The 25,372-nt window shown below is 51.0% G+C and carries 19 protein-coding genes; 13 read left to right on the top strand and 6 right to left on the bottom strand.

All coding sequences use genetic code 11. The features are described from left to right. Positions 1-392 precede the first annotated feature (392 nt). The 5 genes from MHI52_RS29475 (at position 393) to MHI52_RS29455 (ending at position 6,057) form a co-directional block, all read left to right on the top strand. Entirely contained in the window at positions 393-1,442 is a 1,050-nt protein-coding gene (locus MHI52_RS29475; protein ID WP_047840843.1) for an ABC transporter substrate-binding protein, read from the top strand. A 194-nt stretch (positions 1,443-1,636) separates the two neighbouring features. Further along, entirely contained in the window at positions 1,637-2,497 is an 861-nt protein-coding gene (locus MHI52_RS29470; protein WP_047841071.1) for an ABC transporter permease, read from the top strand. Between the two features lie 2 nt (positions 2,498-2,499). Beyond that, a complete protein-coding gene (locus MHI52_RS29465) occupies positions 2,500-3,294 on the top strand; it encodes an ABC transporter ATP-binding protein (RefSeq protein WP_036606660.1) in 795 nt (264 codons plus the stop codon). 192 nt (positions 3,295-3,486) lie between these two features. Beyond that, positions 3,487-4,665, top strand: a complete 1,179-nt coding sequence (locus tag MHI52_RS29460) for a winged helix-turn-helix domain-containing protein (protein WP_405158127.1) — start codon at positions 3,487-3,489, stop codon at positions 4,663-4,665. A gap of 69 nt (positions 4,666-4,734) precedes the next feature. Next, positions 4,735-6,057 carry an MFS transporter gene (locus tag MHI52_RS29455; RefSeq protein WP_405158126.1) on the top strand — a complete coding sequence of 441 codons (1,323 nt, stop codon included), beginning with the start codon at positions 4,735-4,737 and terminating at the stop codon, positions 6,055-6,057. A gap of 146 nt (positions 6,058-6,203) precedes the next feature. Here MHI52_RS29455 and MHI52_RS29450 read toward each other — a convergent pair whose 3' ends face one another. Both MHI52_RS29450 and MHI52_RS29445 read right to left on the bottom strand, forming a co-directional pair. Beyond that, positions 6,204-6,785: a hypothetical protein gene (locus MHI52_RS29450; protein WP_076320338.1), complete on the bottom strand. Its 582-nt coding sequence runs from the start codon at positions 6,783-6,785 to the stop codon at positions 6,204-6,206. A 30-nt stretch (positions 6,786-6,815) separates the two neighbouring features. Continuing rightward, entirely contained in the window at positions 6,816-7,349 is a 534-nt protein-coding gene (locus tag MHI52_RS29445; protein WP_036671587.1) for a hypothetical protein, read from the bottom strand. A gap of 230 nt (positions 7,350-7,579) precedes the next feature. Here MHI52_RS29445 and MHI52_RS29440 point away from each other — a divergent pair, with 230 nt between their 5' ends. The 5 genes from MHI52_RS29440 (at position 7,580) to MHI52_RS29420 (ending at position 15,914) form a co-directional block, all read left to right on the top strand. Then, complete coding sequence (locus tag MHI52_RS29440; RefSeq protein WP_091012617.1) at positions 7,580-8,077, top strand: DUF6385 domain-containing protein; 498 nt, start codon at positions 7,580-7,582, stop codon at positions 8,075-8,077. Between the two features lie 45 nt (positions 8,078-8,122). Next, positions 8,123-9,490, top strand: coding sequence for a DUF6385 domain-containing protein (locus tag MHI52_RS29435; protein ID WP_405158125.1), 1,368 nt, complete (start codon positions 8,123-8,125; stop codon positions 9,488-9,490). Positions 9,491-9,568: 78 nt separating this feature from the next. Beyond that, positions 9,569-11,851 carry a glycosyltransferase gene (locus MHI52_RS29430; protein WP_405158124.1) on the top strand — a complete coding sequence of 761 codons (2,283 nt, stop codon included), beginning with the start codon at positions 9,569-9,571 and terminating at the stop codon, positions 11,849-11,851. Beyond that, entirely contained in the window at positions 11,808-13,778 is a 1,971-nt protein-coding gene (locus MHI52_RS29425) for a glycosyltransferase (RefSeq protein WP_405158123.1), read from the top strand. The genes MHI52_RS29430 and MHI52_RS29425 overlap by 44 nt, the downstream gene beginning before the upstream one ends. 108 nt (positions 13,779-13,886) lie before the next feature. Then, positions 13,887-15,914 carry a glycosyltransferase gene (locus tag MHI52_RS29420; RefSeq protein ID WP_405158122.1) on the top strand — a complete coding sequence of 676 codons (2,028 nt, stop codon included), beginning with the start codon at positions 13,887-13,889 and terminating at the stop codon, positions 15,912-15,914. Positions 15,915-16,162: 248 nt separating this feature from the next. Here MHI52_RS29420 and MHI52_RS29415 read toward each other — a convergent pair whose 3' ends face one another. The 4 genes from MHI52_RS29415 to MHI52_RS29400 are packed head-to-tail and all read right to left on the bottom strand — an operon-like array spanning position 16,163 to position 20,658. Then, positions 16,163-16,834, bottom strand: a complete 672-nt coding sequence (locus MHI52_RS29415) for a bifunctional 2-polyprenyl-6-hydroxyphenol methylase/3-demethylubiquinol 3-O-methyltransferase UbiG (RefSeq protein WP_211084660.1) — start codon at positions 16,832-16,834, stop codon at positions 16,163-16,165. Further along, a complete protein-coding gene (locus MHI52_RS29410; RefSeq protein ID WP_340031408.1) occupies positions 16,831-18,372 on the bottom strand; it encodes a glycosyltransferase in 1,542 nt (513 codons plus the stop codon). The genes MHI52_RS29415 and MHI52_RS29410 overlap by 4 nt, the downstream gene beginning before the upstream one ends. A 1-nt stretch (position 18,373) precedes the next feature. Continuing rightward, positions 18,374-19,369 carry a glycosyltransferase gene (locus MHI52_RS29405; RefSeq protein WP_405158121.1) on the bottom strand — a complete coding sequence of 332 codons (996 nt, stop codon included), beginning with the start codon at positions 19,367-19,369 and terminating at the stop codon, positions 18,374-18,376. After that, entirely contained in the window at positions 19,366-20,658 is a 1,293-nt protein-coding gene (locus tag MHI52_RS29400; protein ID WP_340031405.1) for a hypothetical protein, read from the bottom strand. The genes MHI52_RS29405 and MHI52_RS29400 overlap by 4 nt, the downstream gene beginning before the upstream one ends. 383 nt (positions 20,659-21,041) lie before the next feature. Here MHI52_RS29400 and MHI52_RS29395 point away from each other — a divergent pair, with 383 nt between their 5' ends. Genes MHI52_RS29395 through cydD form a run of 3 tightly spaced genes read left to right on the top strand, consistent with a single transcriptional unit; the run spans position 21,042 to position 25,372 of the window. Beyond that, complete coding sequence (locus MHI52_RS29395; RefSeq protein ID WP_076251795.1) at positions 21,042-22,457, top strand: cytochrome ubiquinol oxidase subunit I; 1,416 nt, start codon at positions 21,042-21,044, stop codon at positions 22,455-22,457. Further along, complete coding sequence (gene cydB / locus MHI52_RS29390; protein WP_255319948.1) at positions 22,402-23,457, top strand: cytochrome d ubiquinol oxidase subunit II; 1,056 nt, start codon at positions 22,402-22,404, stop codon at positions 23,455-23,457. The genes MHI52_RS29395 and cydB overlap by 56 nt, the downstream gene beginning before the upstream one ends. Position 23,458: 1 nt before the next feature. Further along, a complete protein-coding gene (gene cydD, locus MHI52_RS29385; RefSeq protein ID WP_405158120.1) occupies positions 23,459-25,372 on the top strand; it encodes a thiol reductant ABC exporter subunit CydD in 1,914 nt (637 codons plus the stop codon).

Here is a 25,372-nt window from a genome sequence, read left to right as displayed (position 1 = left end):
AAAACAATACTTGTGGACGAGATTAGAAGAAGACTTCATACTCCACTTTCATGAGTAGGACCTTATTTTGCTGTACCCATGGCGACCATCTACAGAACAATGTAGGTGGTTTTTATGTTTTATGTAATGTTTTCTATCACAACCATACGATGAAAGTAAATTGGAAGCGGTTCAACCATTGACGGATATCGGGACGCCCCTTAATATTAGGGGAACAATAAAACACCAACACGGGTCATGGACTTCAGTCGCATGAGAAAAGTCTATATTTGTCTGCTTTTGTCGATCAAAGCAACAATGCGTTGAAGCGTTTGTTTTGTCCCGCCCTATCGTGTCAATGGAATCTCGATAAGGGTAACCACATTTTATAAGATGGAGAGGGGTTCTCACACATGAAAAAGAAATTTTGGATGTCACTGATGATGGTTGCTTCAATGATCGTTGCAGCAGGTTGCGGAAATAACAGCGGTACAGGCTCGGAATCCGAAGGATCAGGGACTACAACAGGTGGAGGCAGCGAGGAAAAATCATATCAGATTGCCATCTCGCAGATTGTTGAACATCCATCTCTGGATGCTACACGTGAAGGATTCATCGCGGCCCTGAAGGAAGCGGGCATTGAAGAGAACAAGAACCTCAAAATCGATTACAATAACGCGCAAGGTGATTCGACGAACAACCTGTCCATTGCACAGAAAATCTCAGGTGATTCCAAAAATGATCTCGTACTCGGCATCGCAACACCATCTGCGCTGGCTCTGGCTCAACAAGTGAAGGACAAGCCATTGCTGTTCGCAGCGGTAACGGACCCGTTGGGTGCCAAACTGGTGACCGATATGGACAAGCCGGGCGGCAATGTTACAGGTGCATCGGATACGAATCCGGAGGCTATTGTACAATTGGCTGACTTTATCGCTAAAAATCTACCGGATGTGAAAACGGTGGGCTTGGTCATTAACGAAGGTGAACCAAATGCGGTGGTTATGGCAGATAACGCTGAAAAAGCGCTGGCAACACATAATATCAAGCTGGTGAAAGCACCAGTTACGAATACATCTGAAGTAAAACAGGCTACGGATTCTCTTGTTGGCAAAGTAGACGCCTTCTACATCACGCTTGATAACTCTGTCGTGAGTGCGGTGGATACGATCATCCAAACGGCAAACAGTAATAAAATTCCGTTCTTCTCCAGTGATCGGGATACTGTTGAAAAAGGAGCTTTTGCAACCGTTGGCTTCAAATATTATGACCATGGATATCAGGTTGGTGAGATGGCCGCGGACATTCTGAAAAATGGTACAAAACCTGGTGATATGAAAGTCACCGTTCCGGACAAACTGGATCTGATCCTGAACCTGAAAGCGGCTGAAGCCCAAGGTATCACGGTTACGGATGAGATGAAAGCGGAAGTTAAAGACCAGGAAAACAACATTATTCAATAGAATCAATTCATCAAATTTAATGAGTTATGATATGGATTCAATAATCTGACCGGAGTGTAATCCGGCAGTATGGATGCGAGGCGAACATGCAACGGGTTCGCCTCATTCTTTTCGATAGACAGGGAGGAAGTAGTGTGAGTATAAGCTGGAATTCAATTGAAGGGGCGATCGAGCTGGGGCTTCTATACGCACTGATGGCACTTGGTGTTTATATTACGTTCCGCATACTCGATTTTCCTGACCTTACCGTAGACGGAAGTTTTACAACAGGAGGCGCAATCGCGGCGGTTATGATCTCCAATGACTTCTCTCCTTGGCTAGCCTGTTTGGCGGCAATGGCTGGCGGCATGGTGGCTGGGGCTTGTACAGGTCTGCTTCATACCAAAGGCAAAATCAACGGATTATTATCCGGGATTTTGATGATGATCGCGCTCTACTCCATTAATATGCGTATTCTTGGCGCACCGAATAAATCCATTATGGGTATGGATAATCCATTCTCAGGTGAGCATGTCATGGTGTTAATTATCATCGTCGTGCTGGTGTTTAAAATTATGCTCGATCTGTTCATGAAAACAGATGTTGGACTGGCACTCCGCGCGACAGGTGATAACAAACGCATGATTCGCAGCTTTGGTGCAAATACGGATGTGACTACGATTGTAGGGGTCAGCTTATCCAATGGATTGGTTGCCCTGTCCGGTGCATTCATTGCACAGCAATCAGGTTTTGCAGACATCACGATGGGCATCGGTATGATCGTTATCGGACTGGCTTCCGTCATTATCGGTGAGGCCATTCTTGGAGCAAGAACGGTATTCTGGGCTACACTTGCAGCAATCGTTGGTTCAATCATTTATCGGATTGTGGTCGCGCTTGCCCTTCAAGTCGAATGGTTTGATACATCTGATCTGAAGTTGATCACAGCGGTGATCGTTATTATTGCTCTTGTATTCCCGACGATGCAACGCTCCATGAAGCAGCGTAGTCTGGCTCGCAAACGAACGGAAGAGTTGATGCGATCCGGGGGTCAACAGGCGAAGGGAGGTATGTGATCATGCTGGAGATTACGCAAGTAACCAAGCTGTTCAACCCAGGTACAACGGATGAGAAGACCGCGCTGGTTGGTGTGAATCTGACGATGAATCCGGGAGACTTTGTGACGGTGATTGGCAGTAACGGAGCGGGTAAATCCACGCTGATGAACATCATTTCGGGTGTGATGAAGCCGGATATGGGCGATGTGCTGATCAATGACCGCTCCATTAAAAACCTGCCTGAGCATAAACGTAGTAGCTGGATTGGCCGGGTGTTTCAGGACCCGATGGCAGGAACAGCACCACATATGTCCATTGAAGAAAACATGGCGATGGCATACAAACGTGGCAAAGGACGCGGACTGGGCTTCGGAGTTACCCGTGCCAGACGGGAGATTTTCAACACGCAACTGGAGAAGCTGGGAATTGGACTGGAAAAGCGGCCGAATGCAAAAGTGGGTCTCTTGTCTGGTGGGGAGCGCCAGGCACTTAGCCTGTTAATGGCTACGTTTACCCAGCCGCAGATTTTGCTATTGGATGAGCATACGGCAGCCCTTGACCCATCACGTGCCGAACTGATCACGGAACTGACGGAGACACTTGTGCGAGAGATGAGACTGACTACATTGATGGTGACGCACAATATGGAGCAGGCCATTCGTCTGGGTAACCGTCTGATCATGATGGACAAAGGCCGAATTATTCTGGATGTCAGCGAAGAGCGCAAGCGTACGTTGACTGTCCCTGAGTTGCTTGGTGAATTCGAACGGATTAGCGGCAAAAAAATGGCAGATGATCGTGTCGTGCTGGGTTAAGACAAGGGAACACTTGTTGGAAGAACAGCTATACGTACCGTAATCCACAATCTAAGCCATCTATAAGTTAGACGACAAAAACCTTTTGCGTTCTCGCAAAGGGTTTTTGTGGTATGTTGAACACGTTGAAAAAATGGAATGAATCTATACGATTTCGGATCAGCGAATTATACATAGTAGGAGGAACCAGGCATGTCTTTGCAATTGGATGAAGGGACATATACGGTAACACGGCGAACGGAATCCATTCGTCTACTCGCCAAGGAATTTGCACTGCTGCATTTTCTGTATGAAAACAAGGAAAAAGCCTTCACCCGTAGTCAACTGCTGGATCGGGTATGGCCTTTGGAATATCCGGTTGAACGCACCGTGGACGATCATATCTATCGCCTGCGTAAGAAGCTGAAACGCTGGGACGAGATCCGTCTGGATACAGTACGGGGCTACGGATATCGACTTGCTGTGCATGAGAATAAGTCCGCTCTACCCGCTAGCCCCTCTGCTCAGGACCCAGAAATGCAGGAGGTCATTCACGGATTACTTCGTAAATATCACGTGTTTGGGCAGGGAAACGCCATACAGACCCTGGTTCAACAACAGGAAGCACTTGGCATTCAGATTGCCCCTTATTATCAGTTGTATATCCGTTTTATACAGGGAGATGTGGAATGGCTGATTACAACGAAAGAAATTCCCTTTGAGGAGCGACTATATTGGCTACTGATTTTCGTGCACCCCCTGATCGAGCCAGCGGATAGTATTCAGTTGTATGAACAGGCGCTGAATTCAGATGCATTGTCTGCCGATCAGCTTCGCGAACTCCGCATTCTGAACATCGTTGAAGTCTATGTAGAGGTGGGCCAATTTCAACGTGCCAAAGAGCAGCTGGAAGAAACATATCGTGTAATAGAGACAGACGAGCTAGTTAATTTCAAACTGCCTGTAGCACTTGCAGCGTTGTATGTGGAACTGTGGGGTGGCAGCGGTGAAGCTGTTGAGGCCCAGATGGCAGTTCTGCGGTCAGGATTGAAGGATGCCCCGTATCTGCGGGAGATTGGACGTTTTCAGGTGATGGAAGGATTATGGTTACTTCGGCAGGGACGGATTCGTGAGGCAGAGTTAAGAATGGATGACGGTCTGGATGTATTGAAAATGTCGCTGAACGCACCGCTATATCTGAATGCTGCATATCAGATTCTCCTATTCCTGGGTCATCATCGAATCGAAGGCAGAATTCGCAGTAAGTATCGTCAAGTGTATGCGGAGATCGGCAAAAGTTACGGTGTACCCGCATATGGACAACAAATTGTAGATGAAATACGTAACTTTTTATCTCCTACCTCCCCATCCTCTGATCTTCCTCTGATATAACGCCCTTATGATTACAGCCAAGGAACATACAGACCGCTAACGGCTGTAATCAAGGGAGGAAGTACATGTATGACCGTCATTTCAAATGAACCCACATCCAATGAATCCATCGAATCACCCGCCTCATCTGCGCAATCTTCCAAAAGCTTATGGACCAACCTCCGGTTTGTCTGCATGTTTATCGCATACTCACTGGCTACGTTTGGCGATTGGTTCGATGCACTCGCCATCCAAGTGATGGTGGCCTACCGCTGGGGTGCTGATCCACTGATCATTGCACTTATTCCTGTATGTATGGCTGTCCCAGGTATACTGCTTGGCTCCTTTGCAGGTGCCCTGGCTGATCGACTGCACAAAGTAAAGATCATGATCTTGTGTGATGTGATCACCGTGGGATTAACCGTTGCTATTTTATTCGCACCAAGCCCGGCATGGTTGCTGCCACTTCTTGCTCTGCGGGCCATGATGGGGGTGTTCCATGTTCCAGCCCAGCAGGCGTTAACCCGCCAGGTTGTGGCAGAGGAGCATCTGTTTCAGGCATCATCCCTAAACGGTTTTGTGAGCCAGTGTTCGAAAGTGGCGGGACCACTTCTGGGTGCAGTCATTTTGTCCTTATTTTCACCACAAATCTGTATTGTCATTAATGCCTGTACCCGCCTGTTGTCGGGTGCGGTATTATGGCCCTTACGGCGTTTGATGGAGAAGTCGGAGTCCGTTGAATCAGACGGAAGTGCTGCAAGTGAAAAGGATGGATCGGAATCTTTGTTCTCCCAGTGGAAGCAAGGCTGGCGTTTTATACAGAGCAGTCGCACCGTGATGAGTACGATTTTGTTCGGCTGTTTTGGACTCATGGCCATTCTGATGATTGATTATCAGTTTACGACCCTGTTTCGGGAGATCAAGCCAGGTAATGAATCACTGCTCGGATGGTTGGGGTCTTCGGCAGGAGCAGGGGCAGTCGCCATCATTCTGTTGTTAAATCGCTTGCCTAGAATTGGGTATGGGTGGGGACTGGGTGGAGGATATCTGTTCGTGGGTGCCGGAATTGCTGCGCTGGGGTGGATCGGCCCACAAACACCCGAAATTTGGGTTATTATCTGGGGCCTCTGCATTGGGCTGGGTAATGGACTCTTTATGGTAACTCTGAATTATTTGCTGCAAAAGGAGACCCCTCCTGCCTATGTAGGGCGCGTCTTTGGCATTCAAAATTCACTATCCAGTGTTGTACTGGTTGTAGCTCCACTTGTAGGTGGAGCGCTCATTCGAGTTGCGGGGCCGAGCCCTACCTTTCAATATATCGGTCTCGCTACGCTGGTAATTGGTCTTGCCGGCATACTACTACAGCGCATCTTGTGGGAAGGGAAGCAGCCTCTCGTGTCTGAAGCAAAATAGACTATTCCGCAGGAATCGGTCTGAAAGCCTCGTCTGGACAACATTTTTTATCATCATTGCATCTACAATATAAAGAACAGCCGCTTTCGGCACTCATCCGAAGGCGGCTGTTTGCACGTGGCCTTTGTTATACATCGTTGAACAAATCACACTTCCCACCAAGCAAAATAAGCAGTGGAGGCCATCAGTCCACCAACCGAGAGTGATCCGCTGACAGAGAGGTTAATGGCTTGACCCGGAGGAACCACGTAACGGCCAAATTCATTGGACAGAAACGGCCCTGCTTGAAGGGGCATAGCCATCAATGGGGTCGCTCCTGAAGGTGTAGCAGCAGAGAACCGTACCGTGGCTACGCTGGTATTGCTGCTGGAAAGATTGCTGTTTACCGATGTGAGTGCGGTGGGCGATGTCAGTGTTCCATTAGCGCTCAGACTCATGGAACCGCTGAAGGAAGATAACAGATTGAGTGAGACCGTAATTCCACCAGAGAGCCGTGATACGTATAGGGTTTTCCCGCTCCCTGCGGGATTGGCCAATTGTACGGTGGCGATAACCGTTCCTCCCAGCAACCCCAGTGTTGTGGAGTTGGTGGAACCTGCATTGTACAGATTGCCTGTACTGCCAGCATTATTCTCTGGAGGTGCAACAATGCCGGGAGAAATATACGTGTTGGTATTGGACGTATAGACGGGTTGGCTTAACGGGTTGAATACATTATTATTTGGCACAGTGTGCACCTCCTTTTATCTGGATCAAACTCAGAATTCCCACCAGAACAGATTAATGGCTGCAGTCTGATTCCCCGTGCCTACGCTAATGGATAATGTTTGTCCCGGTGGAACAATAATGGAGCCATTCAGACCCAGTGAATACATTCCTGCAGTGAGCGGAATACTTGCAATGCTCGTGAAGGTTCCCCCCAGGGTACCTGTATTTTGTCTTGTGGTAACTACACTGGCGTTGGTATTTCCAAGTAACGTATTGACGGGCACGGGTGTGCTACCAGCAGTCACGGTTCCTCCTGAATAGATAACAAGAGTAGCTGCCGCTGTTGTGCCTCCTGTGAGGCTGGATATACGTATTGTTCGGCCGCTACCGGCCGCATTCAGGATCTGTAGAAGAAGACTCTGGTTGGAAGGAATTAAGGTATTGTTGGTCGTCAGGGCAAAAAAACTGCCTGCAGCAGCTGCACCGCTGTCTGGTGACGCTTCAATGCCTGGGGCTGAGAAGGTATTGGTCAATTGAGTAAACAGGGGACGATTGGATTGGTTGAATACATTATAGTTGGTCATCTCATCCACCTCCCATAGACCAGATTAACTTATAGAGGTTGTTCAAAAAGTCCGCTTTTGATTACGAAGGGTGCCTCTTGATTCGCATTTCATTGTACTTGCAGTGTATGTGAAAAGAAGCAAATGGATTGGGGACTGAGCCGTATATCTGGAAATAACGGCGGTTGCCGTGCCCGTATATCCAATCCGGGCATACGATGCGTAAGCACATTTTTTAAGGGGAAATCGAGATGAGTCGAACAGCGAAGCAAAGCAAGAAGAGAACGAAGCAACCAACTAAATATGTCAGTCGCCGCCGCTCCCGTCATTCCTGCCGCGCTAAATTGCTGAAACCCCCTTGTTCCCGGATTACTCGTCCCCGGTTCAAGCAGGGTGCTTCCTCACGTACGAAACTCCCTGGTGCTATTCATTGTTTTACAGAGCATACGTATGTCGGAGCCGAAACCAGTAGCAGCATGGATTCACTCCCGGCACAAGACACCTCATCACTCAGCATGTATACCTATGGCGTTGTGAATCGGGGCAAACATCCGGCTCTTGTACAGATCCAGATCAGCCCAAATGCCGTTGATTATGCTGTGGACAGCCAGGAGGTGGTCGCGGGAGGCCAGACCAAAGCGCTGGTACCATTGCGATTTTTGCACTATACCCGGCTTGCAATTCGATCCGTTGAACCGGATCAGCCGACCCGGCTCGATGTTTACTTTCAGGCGCAGCGTATGCCATAAGGGAGTATGATCTCACAGATTTGACCAGGGAGGAGGACGAGGCACATGCCTAACTTTACAACGTTTAATACGAATCCGGATAATCTGAGAACGTTGATTTTTGGTCAGGATAGTACAGGCACAGCCCAGCCTGTCAGAACGGATACGAGCGGGAACGTGGTTGGTATTATTTTGGACGGAACGATCAGTAACATCTCAGGTCTGACCACGGTTACAATTAACGCCGGAACCATTACCAACATTCTGAACGGAACGATCACGAGTGTACTTGGAGCGACGATCACGGCAGGTACGATCAACAGTGTGCTTGGAGCCACAGTAACAGCAGGAACATTGACGAACTTGCTGAATGGTACGATCACAAGTGTACTGGGAGCAACGATTACGGCGGGAACGATTACAAGTGTGCTCGGCGCAACCGTAACAGCAGGAACACTAACGAACTTGCTGAATGGTACAATCACAAGTGTATTGGGAGCGACGATTACGGCGGGAACGATCACGAGTGTGCTCGGAGCCACGGTGACAGCGGGGACATTAACGAACTTGCTGAATGGTACGATCACGAGTGTGCTCGGAGCCACGGTGACAGCGGGGACATTAACGAACTTGCTGAATGGTACGATCACGAGTGTGCTCGGAGCCACGGTGACCGCCGGAACATTGACAAACTTGCTGAATGGTACGATTACAAGTGTATTGGGAGCGACGATTACCGCCGGAACGATCACAAGTGTGCTTGGAGCCACGATTACAGCAGGTACCATCACAGGTATACTCGGAGCGACAATTACAGCAGGAACACTGACGAACCTGTTGAACGGAACCATTACCAGTGTGCTCGGGGCCACGGTGACCGCAGGAACGTTGACGAACTTGCTGAATGGTACGATCACAAGTGTATTGGGAGCAACGATTACCGCCGGAACACTGACAAACTTATTGAACGGAACCATTACAAGCGTACTTGGCGCAACGGTAACTTCAGGGACGTTGACAAACCTGCTAAATGGTACAATCACCAGCGTGCTCGGTGCTACAATTACCGCGGGAACACTTAGCAGTGTGACGTCCATTTCACAGAAGAGTTTTCAGGAGTCCCAACTCATAAGCACCCCGACCGCAAACACCTTCACAGCGCTCCCGGCGGTTACGACCAGTGTATTTGGCACGTATTCTTTCTTTGTATATAACCGCGGGCCGGGTGTAAACCGGGTAGATGCTCTTGTTGAGATCAGCGCCAACGGAACGAACTGGTACACGGATGTGACGACGGTAACGGGCATTTTGTCCGGGTCAGTCGATGTATTGGTACCGCAGCGTTTTCTCAAATACACGCGTCTTTCCTACCGCTCCAGCCTAATCGGTGCACCAAGCACGATTGATGTGTTCTTCAATGGACAAGGCACATAACCCATTTATTTGTCATATAGGTACATGGAGTTCCTTTGGTGGACTTCATGTACTTTTTTGTATTGGAGGTGGTTGCATTTGAAGAACCGTTTACTTGGAATTCATATGATTGTGCAAAATGAAGAACATCACCTGCCCCGCTGTCTCGACAGCTTGAAGCATATCAGCACGGAATGTTTTATCACTGATACTGGGTCGTCCGACCGTACACCCGAGATCGCCAGAACGTATGGAGCAACGGTGTTGCACGCCTGTTGGGAAGATGACTTTGCCCATGCACGAAATATCAGCCTGCCTCTGGCGAGCACGGAATGGGTCCTGTGTTTGGATGCGGATGAGTACGTTACGCAGGGATTGGAAGAACTGCTGAATTATTTACCTAAAGTCCATAAAAGCATTTCAAGATTACGTATTACCATAGAAAATCGATACGGCGAAGGGGTAGAAGAGAGCGTTATCTCTCGGCCGGTGAGGCTGTTCCGTGCTCATCAGGGGTATCGATATGTGGGACGCGTCCATGAGCAGTTGGTTCGTTGTTTCCCAAGCAAGCTTGTCCTAGATCAGGCTACTGATATGAATAAGAGCGAGACCTGCACAGGTGAACAAAGCCAATTGATCGAAACTGAACCGCTTGCTCCATTATGTCTGATTCATGATGGATATCTGGCCTCTACAATTGCGAAAGAACATAAACCAAGACGTAATTTGAAACTGATTGAGCGGGAACTCGCAGATGAGCCTGCACAGCCTTTTCACCTGTACAATCTGGGAGTAACGTATTGCCAGCTTGGTGAGGTCGAAAAGGCAATTGAAGCGTTCAGTGAATCATTACACCTGACAGAGTTGCTCGCACCATATCGACCTACACTGGTTAGAGATTATGCAAAGACCCTTGTGGGATCGGAACATTACGACGAGGCGCATGCAATTCTGGCTGTGGAAAGACAGCGTTATCCATCTTATGCTGATCTGCACCTGTTGTATGGAGAGACGTTGGAGCTGCAAGGTTTGGAGGAGCGTGCATATCAATCGTATGCTCGAGCAACGGACTGTCGGGAGGGAATAGACCGTGTTGGACACAGTGATGGCGGTAGCACGTTAGACGCGTCATATGTAACGGAAGCGGGTTCTAACAGTTACAGAGCCTATACTGCGATGGCAAGACTTGCACAGAAACGGGGATTCTATAAAGAGTCTGCACATCTGTACGGGCTGGCTCTGGACAGCATGTTCACATATGCTCCGGCATGGGCCGGGTTGGCAGACGTGCTGCAACAATCCGGTGAAACGGATGAGAACATAGCAGAAACATTACTTTCCAGAAGCAGAGGAATCGGAGAGTCAGATCACGGTGATTTGATTCGTGGTGAAACGCCCCATTCATATGCAGTGACAAATGAGGATCATCTGGTGCAAATGATTCATGTTCTAACAGGCTGTGGAGCATATGAACAGGCATTGAAAATGCTGGATGCAGATTCGTGTACTGCTCGTATCCATGTAGCGGATCAAATACATTGGATGTTGTGTGCGAATAGGGTTTCCGAAGCACTGCAACTGGCAGAAGAACACTGGAGCGTGGGGGGTGTGCATGAAGTTAATCTGCTGGCCGAGCACAGAATGGATTGGGCACTAGCTTGTTGGGCCAACGGATTAAGATTATCCGAGGCGTTCCTCGCAACTACGCTTCCACAAGAAAAGAACGTTTGGAAGGTCATGGATCGACTGCTGGATCAGCTATCGAAAGAGCCGCGAAGCATGGAACCTGCGTCACAAGAACAGAAGCTTATTCAATGGGGTCCGCAGGCAGAAATGGTAGCAGAGAAGGTTGTGCAGCAAGCCGTAAAGACAGGACAGCTCACACTTGCTGAGCAACTGCATGAGTTGCGGGCCATGATGATGTGTGATCATTGGGGAACGACTTTAACTCGAAGGCGAAAGTTTGCAAGTCTGCTGTATCGTCACGGGTATACCATGGTAGCCGCGAACATCCTGATCCAGTGCATGACCGAGAGTGAGCTGGATGCCGAAGGGTTATTCTGGCTGGGTGAAACGCTGTATGCAAAAGGCCACAACGATCAAGCGCTGTCTCTGTTCGAGCAGGCTCTGGAGCGGGAGCCTGATATGTGGCAGGCCCGAGTTGGAGCAGCTGTATGTTACATGCGATTGGCAATGGAGGCGATTCGGCAGGAATTGGTTCGTTCTCCGTCTTCAGATGTACTCGTTGCACAACATAATGCACTGGAACAAAGGCTGCGAACGACCGAGGGTATGCCGTGGCGTACGCTTTTCCATGCAAAGGAAAGGAGGAATCAGCTTGCGAGCGGAACGAATTTCCCTATGCATGATCGTGAAGGATGAGGAAGAGTTGCTGCCTCATTGTCTTGCCAGTGTCCAGGGAGCGGTGGACGAAATTATTGTAGTGGACACCGGTTCATCGGATCGCAGCGCGGAGATTGCGCAGCAATATGGAGCGGTGGTTGTGCGAGTTGAGTGGTGCGAAGATTTTGCCGCAGCACGGAATGCTGGCCTGGAGCGCGCTTCCGGCGACTGGATTCTCTTTCTTGATGCGGACGAGGCGCTCGATAGGGTTGCGCGGGAGCAGATCAGGAGCTGGACGTCGGTCAGCGGATGTGACGGATTGTTTTTAAACATTCATAACTATACAGGTACGGGTCAGCAGGGGGTTACCGTGAATCCGGTTTTGCGTCTCTTCCGTAATGCCCCGGAGCATCGGTTCGAAGGTCGGATTCATGAGCAGATTGCCGCGGCGATTTGCCGTAGGAACCCAGAGGCTGCTTTTCATGTGACGGACATGGTCATCCATCATTATGGGTATCAGACGGCGATTGTGGAGCGCAAAGATAAGGTGAACCGTAATGTTCGCCTGCTGCAACAGGCAGTGGAGGAAGAACCAGATCAGCCGTTCCATCACTATAATCTGGGTGTCGAGTATCTGCGTGTGGGGGAAGCGGAGCGGGCGTTGGAGACGTTTGGTGTGGCTCGGATGGGGATTGATCCTGCGGTGACCAGTTACGCGCATTTGCTGTTCAAATATGAAATTCGTTGTCTCCAGCATCTGAATCGCTGGCAGGAGGCATTGGATCGAATCGATGCTGCGCTTGAACTATTTCCAGAGTACACGGATCTGATGCATCATCGTGGAGTCTGTGCAGACGCATTGGGGGATGCTGATCGGGCAGAATTATCGCTGCGTGAAGCGGTTCGCATGGGGCCACCTCCACCCATATATCATACGGAAGAAGGCATCGGCACCTATCAGACGTGGTATACACTAGGGCGATTGCTGGAAGGAAGGGCCGACCTGGAGGGTGCGGTGGATGCTTACGTGGAAGCGGTGCGTGCCAAATCCAGTCTGTTACCTCCGCTCTATCGGATATTCCGAATTATGCGAGTCTCCGGGCAGGAACATCAGATTCCAGAGTTGGTGAGGGAGCGTTTTGCACTCAGTTCGGAAGAGGCTGCACACAAAGTATTGGGTATTCTGGAGCAATCTCGTTGTTATGATGTGGCTCTGCAATTGTTATCGGGTATATCCTCACAACCCTCCGCAGAGATGAGGGAGCGTTTATCTGTGGCGGAGGCGATGCTCCAAATCCAACAGGGAAGATGGAACAAGGCGCGTCTGAAATTGGAACCTGTGCAGCGGAAAAAAGGGCTGCTCGCGATCTCGTCTGCACGATGGCTCGAACGTTTGGAGTGGATCGAGGGGAAGAAAGCCAACGGAGATGATCCATTGACCTTGTGGTTAAAGCGTAGTTCGCAGGTGGGTGAAGGAACGAATGAGGAATCTGCTGTGCAGACAGGGAGAACGGTTGGTCTGAGAGCGACAAAGAAGAAGGACATGGACTCCAGCATAGACGGAACGGTTGCAGGAACAGAGTATGATGGCTGGCAGGCGCTTGGACTGATGATGGAAGGATGTGTACAGTCAGGGAGATGGAAAGAGCTGCATAGCCTGATTCAGATGTGTCGACAGCAATTGGCTGGAGAAGGGTTATCGGTGGAACAGAGCGTTCGAGTGGGAGAGAAGGAGAAAGAGATGGAAGGGAAAAAGGAAAACGGGAAGGTGAGTGACATTGAGTCGTTCCCTGGGGCTTCGGATACCCTGACGGGAACCAGCTGGCTGGTGAAAGGATTGGTCAGTGCTGCGGACCATCATCTGGAGGTGTTCGCTCAGCATGCAGATGGACAGCGGCACCGTTGTTGGCCTATCGTTCAGCATATTCGGCTGGAGTTGCCGGGAGCGGACGGGTTTGAGATCTGAGAGGGATCAGGTAGCGGGAGTTCAACTTAATTCAGCGGGCTAATTGGTGTGGCTGAACTCCTTTGGTGAGGGGTGGTGATGAATATGGGCATAGGGATTAGCTTGTGTATGATCGTGAAGGATGAAGCGGTGTCACTCCAGCGGTGCTTGAATGCAGTCAAGGATGTTGTGGATGAGATCATCGTTGTGGACACAGGTTCGATAGATGATACAACTGAAATTGCGCGTCTCCATGGTGCCGTTGTAATTTGTACGGAATGGAACGGAGATTTCAGTGAAGCCCGTAATCTGTCACTGGCCGCTGCTACGAAACCGTGGATTCTGGTGCTTGATGCGGATGAGGTATGGGTACAGACCCCTCAGATGAAGACAGAACTCATGCGGTTGTTAGCGGCAAGTAGGGATGACGTGTGGGGATATTGGATACAGGTCACAAGTCTGCTGGGTGTGTCCGGTGAAGAGCATGTGACGGATGCGGTGTGTCGTTTGTTCCGAAATGATCCCCGAATTGCCTTTCAGGGCAGAATTCATGAAGAGATTGCTTCTTCCATCATGGCACTGGCTCCGCAAGGTGTGCTTCATTCTGGACTTGAAGTCATTCATTACGGATATCTGGAGCAGGTGATTACCGACAAAAATAAAGGCGCACGGAATATGCAGTTGATTCGTTTCGCGTTGAATCAGGAGGGCGATCAACCGGAGTTGTTATATGCTCTGGCCGCAGAATGGTTTCAGCAAGCGAAGTATGATGAAGCACTCCGTTTGTTACAGCCATTATTGGCACAGCTTAAGCCGGAGTGTGGATATCACTCGGATCTGGTGCTGAAAACGGCTTACGCCTGGCGAGAGATTGGCAGCCCGGAACGGGCGCTTGCTGTAGTGGAAGCATGGGCGCCCGTGTATGAGGATTTTCCGGATTTGTTGGAGTTTGGTGCTGTACTTGAACTGGATCAAGGGAGAGAGGACGTGGCCTTGAATTGGTTAAAACAAGCTAAATCAGCTGCTTCCACGGCCAGCAGGTATACATCAGTCTCTGGTGCTGGGACCTATCGTAGCCTGACGCTGGAAGGCATGGCATATGAGCGGGCTGGCCGTTGGGCAGAGGCAGAAACCGCGTACACGGCGGCGCTGAGCATGCAACCCGGCAGCATGGCTGCATGGCAGCGGCTGTTGTTGCTGGCCGCAGCCACAGGGCGGCCGCATCCCATCGCCAGCGTCGCAGCCCGGGTAAGCTTGCCGTCTGCGGCATGGCAAGCGTTGATCCCGGCCGCGCTTGCCGCGCATCGGCCGGAGTGGCTGCTGCGCCATACGGCGGCGCTTGCTGGCCCGCTGCGGGCACAGCCGCTGGCCGCCGGGCTTGCGCTGGCCCAGCTGGGTGAGGACGCCGCAGCTCGGGCGGCTTTGCAGCCCTGGGCGGCGCATGCGCAGCACGGGCCAGAGGCGACCCTGGCGCTGTGGGCGCTGGGCCACAAGCAGCCCGGCGGGCGCAACGCCCGAGCGGCGGCTCGCCAGCAGGCAGAGATGCCCGCCGCGGCCCACGTCGCCGAGGCGCTGCTGCAGCGCGGGGCGATGGCCGGGAGCAGCGCCTTGGCGTGCAGCAGCGGTGCAGCGTCCGGCAGCCCGTCCCGCGGCGCAACGCCAGCAGGCCCAGCCGCGCCCGCGCCTAGCTGCGTGCTCGCCGCTGCGCAAGCGCTCGCCAGCGTAGGCGCCTGGGCCGCATGGCTGCGCCTGCTGCAAGCCCTGCCGCCTCGCGGTGCGCTGGCGTTGCTTGCAGCGCTTCCGCCTGCGGCACGCTGCGGGCTGCTACGCGCACCCGCGAGCGTCCGCGAAGGGCTGCTTGCGCTATGCGGCACGCCTAACGGCGCGCAGCAGCCCCACGCGGACGAAGTGCCCGCCTCGGAGCGCACCGCTCACGCAGTCCTCGCGGGCACGCTCGCGCTGCTCGCCGGGCGGCAGAACCTGGCGCGTGAATGGGCCAAATCGGCCCAACTCACTGCGCGGCAACCTGCCGCCACAGGTCGCCCGGCGAAGACAATCCCGCCGGGCCTGCAAAACCTGTTGCGCCTGACAGCACCCGGCGCAGCCTATGCCAAAGAGTACACCAACCAGTGCAACATGTTACTGGTACACCTATAATTTCCTTTAATCTTTAATCTTTAATCTTTAATCTTTAATCTCTTATTCCTAGTCCTAGTCCCGAACCTCCAACCCCTGTACATCCCCACATATTCCCGCACTAGCCCATCCGATTGAAATTGCAAAAGCAACGGAGCTACCGGTAATCGGAGCATTTCCCGAACCGTGTATTGTTCCGTTGCTGATGGGTCGAGCTCTCAAGCGCTCAAATTCCACTCGGCACTTAACTCAACGTAACCCAATTCGTCTCAACCTTTGCATATCACCGCTCGAAAACAGCGGATCGGCGTGCCATACATATCAGACCAGATGGCATCGTCCGGCTCGTTGACGTTCAGCTTATCTTCAATGGTTAATCCGGTGACAGCCATGATTGTCTCCAGCAGATCAGGCCGCATCTCGGGCACATCGAAGGTAGCGATTAACTGTCCGTTTGGTTTCAGCACCCGAGCGAATTCACGAAAAGCTCGCAGCATCGTGCCTGTATCCAGGTGCTCCAGTACAGAGATACAGAACACCCGATCAAACTTACCCGACTCGTACGGAAGCTGGGCCAGATTAGCCTGTGCACGGTGCAATCGGACGAGAGTTGATTCCGGCAGATCCTGAGCGGCTTGCTCCCCAAAATCAGAAACAATATCCAGTCTTATCGCCTCTTCAGACAAAATGCGTTCATCCCAGTCACAGGCGTGAACCTCGCGGCAGTGTTCTGCAAGCCAGAATTTGAATGGATGGGAGATGCCGCAGGCTGCATCAAGGACCACATCATCTGGACGTGCAAACCGCCGGGCCCATTCATATTCGTAGGGACGGCTCCACCATGCCGGATGCAGCGGGAAGACCAGTGTGTCCGTTTTAGGGTCACTTTGCCGAATGTATCTTGATTCCATGAATTCCGTTGCCTTGGGCGTATCCATCATCCCCGAATTCCCTCCTTCAATCCTGTCTCTGCCAAAAAAGATTCCAACACCGTGCTCCACCGGCTCCGCCACCTGGCAAGATCATAGGACAGTGCAGTCTCGCGCGCATAGATTCCCAGTCGTTCTCGCTCGGCCCGATCCTGTACAAGGCGTACCAGTGCAGCGGTTAGTTCCTGCTCACCAGGAGGTACCAGCAGTCCATTAAAACCATCCTGAATCAGATCATTCAATCCGCCAACATTGGAGGCAATTACCGGAAGTCCACAGCTCATCGCTTCCAGACAGGCATAGGAGGTGCCTTCCGAGAACACAGTTGGAATCACAGCGATATCTGCCTGATGGTAGGCCTCCCGAATATCCCGGAAATCATACGTGCGCTGGTTAATTCGCTCCGCATGTGGATGAGTACGATGCCAGTAACGAAAGACTCTCCCGACTGTACTGCCTTCAACCAGTTCCCCGGCAAATTCAACCTCCAGATCTGGAAAGGCTCCAAGTAGTTTATCCGCCGCCAACATCATTGGAATAATACCCCGCTCCATGCTGATGCGGCGTGGATAGATAATGCGAATTGGTCGGGGAGAGGTCATACGGGCATCCACAGTTTTCTTTTCAACCTGTCCCTGAATCGGACCATTAATCTGATACTCAACATCTGCTTCTACTAGAATTTCCGTAGCCCAATCCTTTGAATTCCGGTGATTATGAGCAAACCTATACGTTTCGCCATCTGCCTCGACTTCTTCCCGTTTCGATAACTGTAAATGGAGATCTACCGTTTCTTTCCCCTCTGGTTCTGGATCGCTATCTGTATCCCCACCTCCATCTCCGTTAGCCTTACCACTGTTCGCTCCATCACGACTCATTCCACCCTTGCCTTTTACAGCTTGCACCCCTGATATAACTGCACCAACATTTTCTTCATGACTCGCCAGATCATTCTTCCATGCGACAAGCCATTCGTCTTCCTGTTTCTGCTCGAAGGTTCGTGTTGGTGGGGCTGGTGTGAAATAAGACGTATCCACCGCATTGGGAATCAGGACAACCTGCCTTGGATCGGTATAGGTGCACGCAGCCCGGCAAAAGGTTTGGAAATGGGAATCCACGGATACAATGCGCACGAGTCCATCCAGAGCCAGTTGAATATGTTCCGCGACTTGTTGTTTGGTCTCCAGTGGCAGTCCGGGACGATCCCAGTTAATGCCGTGACAGATGCCAAGACTGCCGGGTTTGTAGGTAATGGGTTGCCACAGACAGCTGGCATAGATCACGGGGCCGCGCGCTGCGGCTGCCATCCGGTCAAAGGCTTCCGGTACATTATCCATGTCGTACGAATAACCAAATACGTCAATCTGCTCCGTCCGAGTCTGGAATTCTTCAAAATAGGACAGCTGATGAACTTCGGGAATATGCCCGAGTCCCCGGATGACACTGCACAGATCCAGAATGTAACGTTCCAGTCCACCACCAAATACACGACCGAATTCCCGGTTGTACCCGTCGGTGAAACTATGCGTCAGAATACTCACCACGCCCATCTCACGGTCCCTCCTTCCAGGGGATCAACCGAGGTTCCGGATCGAGAATAGACTCGTAATGTGCAAGATTGCCCCACTCACCGCCAGGATCAATGCGCTTGTAACGCAAATATTTACGAACCCGGTCCTCCAGACTGCCTGCCCATCCGAGATGCTGAACCTTCAATTCCGTGCTGACCCCAGGCAATACCGTGCAGGACAAGGGAAGGCGGGGAACATGATGATTCTGTTGTGGATAAAAATAAGGATATCCAGGCATATACCGTACAAGTGAAGCGGTATGCCGTTTGTGCAGAGACCAGAGATCATCTTCCCGGTAGTGGGTCCGGCCACCCCACATATCGTAGAATCGGAATGCAAACCAGTCCGCATACTCCTGATTAATCAGAGTGCGTATGGCTTTCTTGGCCTCTGAGCTGTACAGCTCATCCGCATCAACTGAGAGCAACCAGTCGGGACATGTTCCCGCAGCCGCTTGCCACAAGGTGTTGCGAAGTCGCCATTCCTCGGCGAACAGTGGTTTCTCCAATACCTCCAGACGGACCACCTTTGGATAGGCTTTGCATATGTCCGGTGTTCCGTCTGTGCTGGCATCGTCCACAATGACGATTTCATCCACGAACTCACTCAGATCATGCAATACTTCTTCAAGGTATCGGCCACGTTCATTGCGAACCTGGAGCATGGCGGTCAGCTTGTTGCCTTTGCTTTTGCGAACCCGACGAATGGAGAAAGGCTCTTTGAATACACTTGTTTCCTCTTGTGTTACAGCAGCATTCTGTTCTGCCTGACCTTGTGAATCATTCCAGTGATGCACTTGGCTTCGGATGTCCTGCGTTGGTTGTGCATGATCCGGGGTGTGATCGCCATTTTCCAATGCGTCTGTATGTGTTCGATCGACTGTTTCGGTTGGCGTGTAAGTGGTTTCGGTTCGGATATTCCTGTGCACCATTGGCCCATTCAACTGTTGTCTACGCTTCTTCGGGTCCAGCATCATGGCACCTCCCCAAGCAATTGCTGTACAGCATGATCCAACAGCTCCAGCTCGACAATCCGGGCCAGCGCATCTTCATCCTCCAGTGCTGTCTCAAGGAAATGTCGGACTGCCCCGTGTCGTTCCCCTCGCAGTGCCAGCGCACTGCCGGATAATTGCTGATAATCCCGGCGACTGGCATCATCCTGAATATCGACTGCATGCACCAGAGCCAGTGCTTCTTCCACACGTCCAGTCTCCTGGTAAATGCGGAATTTCCAATGTCTCGCCGTTTCTCCGCCAAGTTCGTCCAGGATACGCAGGGCGTTTCCGTAATCATCGTTCATACGGAGTAGTTCCGCTCGTACAAGTTGATCCTCTCCCGCCTCAAACCAGCGACAGAGCTGTTCATAATGATGCCGTTCTTGTTCATCGGCTGCACTAATTCCGTACACCCGCAGGGCGTCCTCCAACTGTCCGGACCGGGCATGAATGGCAGACAGGAAGCGATAGTGGGAGACCACACAATCACTGCGACCGTTCAAGACCGCGTGGGTAAAGGCCTCTTGCAGTGAATGGATAGCCCGAGGATCTTCAAGCAAGTACTCATAGGCTGCCAGCAAAAAGGATATCGTCTCATGTGCACCTGCTTTGGCACGCAACTGACGGTAGAAGTCGGCACGTACACTGCATTGAAGCAGGGTGACGCTATCTGGAGTGCCTGACAGGATCTGCCGCAGCGCATGCAAGAAGAGCAGTTCGTAGTCCCGGAGAGGGACTTCGAGATCATCCTTTTGCATCGTACCCGCAGGTGCAGGGTCTTCTCCGCCCAGCCAGATGGCACGTACGCCTTGGAATAACAGCTTCATATAACGTGTTTCGGAGGATGTGCCTACCAGATCGGCGATGCCGACCAGTTTGGAAATACTGCTCTCCCATAGCGGAGATTCTGCTTCGTTTCCAGCAGGCTCAGGGAGCAGGGCAATACATAGCTCAGGCTCCAGCGAAGCTGTAGCCATTAGCCAGTAGGGATGGGCGACTACGGCTACGGTGCGAGGTTCCAGCAATAGCTGCTCAGCCTCAGGGAGGGAGATGATGGTAATGACCGGAGGTACATCTTCTGTTTGCGTCAGGCTGCTGACATAGTAGACCTCTCCCTCGATCGACAGCAGTGCAGCAATATCGGGATAGGGAAAGGATGACCAGCCTCCTTTGCGAGGGAAGAGAACATACCGGACAGGGGGCAGTGTTGTACTGGCCTTATCCAGGCTGGCTTCGGTGTCTTCACCTGGTAGTGGTGCAGGTTTTTCCATGAATAGTTCACCTCACCTTGACTGTAATATGGAGCGTCATTCGCTCTGCATGTGTTTCATGCTTTCACTTCATATGTAAAGCCCTCACGGTACTTCGCATGATATGCCTGAGACTAACATATGGGCATTCCGTCCCAAACATGAGTATCTTCCATGAATAGATGAAGTTGGCAAGCTGTGATAAAAGGCTGAATTTTATCTTTTGTGTGACCAGGATCACTTTTTTTTGCTCTAGAGAGGAAGATTGTGATAATTCTCACATGTATAAAATAGGTAATCTGGCACAATACGTTCATCAACGTATTTGGCGGACAGACAGCGAAGGTGCAGCTTCAATGCCAAATACGCATACTGCGAAGTGAACAGAAAGAAGGGGTAACGGTATGGATCCGATTATGTTATCGCGTATCCAATATGCACTTACAACGATTTTCCATTTCTTTTTTGTCCCGCTATCCATCGGTCTAGTACTGTTGGTTGCGATTATGGAGACGTTGTACGTTGTTAAGGGTAAGGAAATCTACAAAACGATGGCGAAGTTCTGGGGCAAGCTGTTCCTGATTAACTTTGCCGTCGGGGTAGTCACAGGTATTTTGCAAGAGTTCCAGTTTGGTATGAACTGGTCCGAGTACTCCCGATTTGTCGGGGACGTATTCGGTGCGCCACTGGCTATTGAAGCGCTACTGGCGTTTTTTATGGAGTCTACATTTATTGGATTGTGGATATTTGGATGGGATCGTTTGTCCAAAAAAGTGCATCTAGCCTGCATCTGGCTGGTGTTTGTCGGCACATTCCTGTCCGCGCTGTGGATTCTGGCAGCCAATTCATTTATGCAACATCCTGTTGGGTTTGAGATTAACAACGGCCGAGCCGAGATGAATGATTTCTTTGCACTCATCACGAATGGTCAGTTGCTCGTCGAGTTCCCACATACAATCTTTGGGGCATTGATGACAGGAGCCTTCGTTGTAACCGGGATCAGTGCCTACAAATTGATGAAGAAGCAGGATGTGGAGATCTTCCGCAAATCGTTTAATATCGCGATCATTATCGCTCTTGTTTCTTCATTTGGTGTAGCTTTCTCCGGACACTTCCAGGCGCAATATCTGGTGGAGACACAGCCGATGAAGATGGCAGCCAGTGAGGGCACATGGACAACGACAGAAGATCCGGCACCATGGACGGTGGTCGCTTTTATTGACCCGGATAAACAGGAGAGTACGGGTGAGATCAAAATCCCTGGATTGCTCAGTTATCTGTCCTACAGCAAGTTCTCCGGTAGTGTCAAAGGTATGAAGGAGCTTCAAGCTGAGTATGAACAGACGTATGGACCGGGGGACTACATCCCGCCGGTACGGACAACATTCTGGAGTTTCCGCATTATGATCGCAGCGGGTGGTTTAATGATTGCATTGGCGCTATACGGTACGTTCCTAGCCATGCGTAAGAAGCTGGAGGTCGCTGGAAAGTGGTTTATGCATCTGATGGTGTTCGCCATCTCCCTGCCGTTTATCGCCAATACGTCAGGTTGGATTATGACCGAGGTAGGAAGACAGCCATGGACAGTATTTGGCTATATGACAACCGAAGCCGGGGTCTCGCCGAACGTATCCGCAGGAACGATCCTGTTCTCGACCATCGCTTTTACCGCTGCGTATACGGTTCTCGGAATCGTGATGGTATACCTGTTCGTACGTGAGATCAAGGCAGGACCGTTTGCGGTCGAGAAGCCAGAAGATCACGATGAATCGGCCGATCCGTTCGGCGTGGATGGAGGTTATTCCGTTGTCACTAAGTGAGTTGTGGTTTTTGCTGATTGCCGTATTGTTTGTTGGTTTCTTCTTTTTGGAAGGTTTTGATTTTGGGGTGGGGATGTCTACAGGCATTATCGCCAAAACAGACCGTGAACGTCGGACTCTGATCAACTCGATCGGTCCGTTCTGGGATGGTAATGAAGTATGGCTGATTACGGCGGGGGGAGCAATGTTTGCTGCCTTCCCGCACTGGTATGCCACGTTGTTCAGTGGTTTTTACCTGCCACTTGTGGTGGTGTTGCTTGCCTTGATTGGCCGCGGAGTTGCTTTCGAATTCCGCAGTAAAATGAAACAGCAACGCTGGCGCAAAACATGGGACATCATCATTGTTGTCTCCAGCGCGCTCTTGCCTTTCCTGTTCGGCGTGGTCTTTGCCACATTGATGAAAGGTCTGCCCATTGATGGGGAGATGCAGTTGCGTGCAGGATTCCTCGATATTGTTAATCCGTACACCGTGATTGGTGGCTTGAGTGTAACGCTGCTGTGTCTGGTTCATGGATTGCTGTTTGCATCACTACGGACAGTAGGTGATCTCAGAGAGCGTGCCTTGAAGACAGCGCAAAAGTTGATGCTGCCGCTGGTTGCACTGCTCGCCGTTTACGCGTTAATGACGTATTTCATGACGGATGTGTTCGCCGTACGCGGCTGGGCTCTTTGGATCATGGTTGTACTTGGCGCAGTTTCGCTTGCACTTGCGGCATACTTTGTTCGTCAGAAGCGTGAAGGCTGGGCTTTTGGTATGACTGGAACAGTGATTGCAATTGCCTTTGCCTCGGTCTTTATCGGACTTTTCCCAAGAGTGATGGTGAGTTCCTTTGGGGCGGCGTATGACCTGACTGTATACAATGCCGCATCGGGAGCGTATTCATTGAAAGTAATGACCATTGTAGCTTGCACATTGCTGCCGTTTGTTCTTGGCTATCAGATCTGGAGTTATTATATCTTCCGCAAGCGTCTGAACGAGCAGCACCACCTGGAGTACTAATATGGGACGGGGGCTGATGAAGCTGCCGGGCATCCGGCCGGTACTTGCGCTGGCCTCAGCGCTGGTGCTGCTACAGGCGATGACGATCATTATGCAAGCCAAATGGCTGGCACAGGCCATCACGGCATTGTTTGAAGGTTCATCCGTAACGGAGCAGTACCCTGTACTTCTGCTGTTCCTGGCTGCTTTTGCCGCCCGCTACGCCCTATCCTTCTGGTTACAACTCGTGACTTCACGATATGCGGAGAGGACAGGGACTGATCTGCGCAGACAGATGGTGGAGCAGTGGTTCAGGCTCGGGCCGCGTTATGCCAAGACAGAGGGCACAGGCCATCTGGTCACACTGGCACGTGAGGGAACAGCTCAATACAAGACGTATCTGGAACTATTTATTCCTCGCATGCTGGGCATAGGATTCACACCCATCGTCATTTTGCTGTATGTGTTCAAGCTGGATCTGATGTCCGGGGTTATTCTGATGCTGACACTCCCAATCCTGATCGTATTCATGATTCTGATTGGCCTCGCAGCTCAGCGTAAGATAGACGGACAATTCAGATCTTACAAAGCACTCGCTAACCATTTTGTTGATACCTTGCGTGGACTAGAAACGCTAAAAACATTGGGACAGAGCAAAACACATGAAGGGTCCATTTTGCGGGTCAGTCAGCGGTATCGGAAAGCAACGATGTCTACGCTGCGCATGGCTTTTCTTTCTTCGTTTGCACTCGATTTCTTTACGATGTTGTCCGTTGCTTCCGTAGCAGTTGGTCTGGGATTACGTCTGACAGAAGGGCATATGCTACTTGGCCCTGCGCTGACGGTACTGATCTTGGCACCCGAATATTTCCTGCCTGTACGTATGCTCGGCGCTGATTATCATGCCACATTGGACGGTAAGGAAGCTGGAGCGGCTATCAACCAAGTGATTGAACGGGGGAAAGCTGCTGAACAGAAACAAAAAGAAGCCTATGCAAATGTTGTTGCGCATGCGGACATGGCAGAGGATGGGACGGGATATGCATCATTGTCTTTGGGTAAAAGGAAAGCCGCTACTTCGACCATACGTGTCGTGTTGAATGATAAAATGGCTGCGGGGCATCTTGCTCCTGATTCTGCTTCTGTTTCTACTACTCCTGAGCTTGTTTCTTCCTCTTCCTCAGTGTTCTCTTGGAATGAGAGTAGCAGACTAGCACTAACGGATGTACAGGTACGGCATGATGATGAAGGTCCTTATTCGCTAAAGGATGTCACATTTCAGATCACGGGTCTTGGCAAAATCGGTATTATTGGTGCCAGCGGAGCAGGAAAGTCCACGTTGATTGACGTATTGGCTGGATTTCAGCTTCCTACTTCAGGCCAAGTATTAGCCAACGGACAGCCTGTGACACAGGATATGCTTGAATCCTGGCGAAGACAGACGGCAGCTATCCCGCAGCATCCGTATATCTTCAGCGGAAGTCTGGCCGATAACGTTCGTTTCTACATGCCGGAGGCTTCGGATGCGGAAGTGGCCAAGGCCATTAGCGCAGCTGGATTAACCAAGCTACTGTCCTCATTATCCGTTGGGCTGCATGAGCCTATTGGGGCTGGCGGCAGACAGCTTAGTGGTGGGCAGGAGCAACGCGTGGCGCTGGCAAGGGCCTTGCTTAGTAAACGAAACATCCTGCTGCTTGATGAACCGACAGCTCATCTGGATGTAGAGACAGAGTATGAACTGAAACAGACGATGCTGCCGCTATTTGAAGGAAAACTTGTATTTTTGGCTACCCATCGTCTGCATTGGATGCCGCATATGGATCGGATTATTGTCATGGATGGCGGCACAGTGGCAGAGACGGGAACACATCAGGAGTTACTGGCACGACAAGGCGTATATTATCAGATGATTCAGGCCCAAATGGAGGCGATATAA

It is taken from the genome of Paenibacillus sp. FSL H8-0283 (genome assembly GCF_045040675.1).
GTDB classification, from domain to species: Bacteria; Bacillota; Bacilli; order Paenibacillales; family Paenibacillaceae; genus Paenibacillus; species Paenibacillus amylolyticus.
Note: the sequence above shows the minus strand (reverse complement) of the source record. Positions and strands in the feature narration are given on the sequence as shown.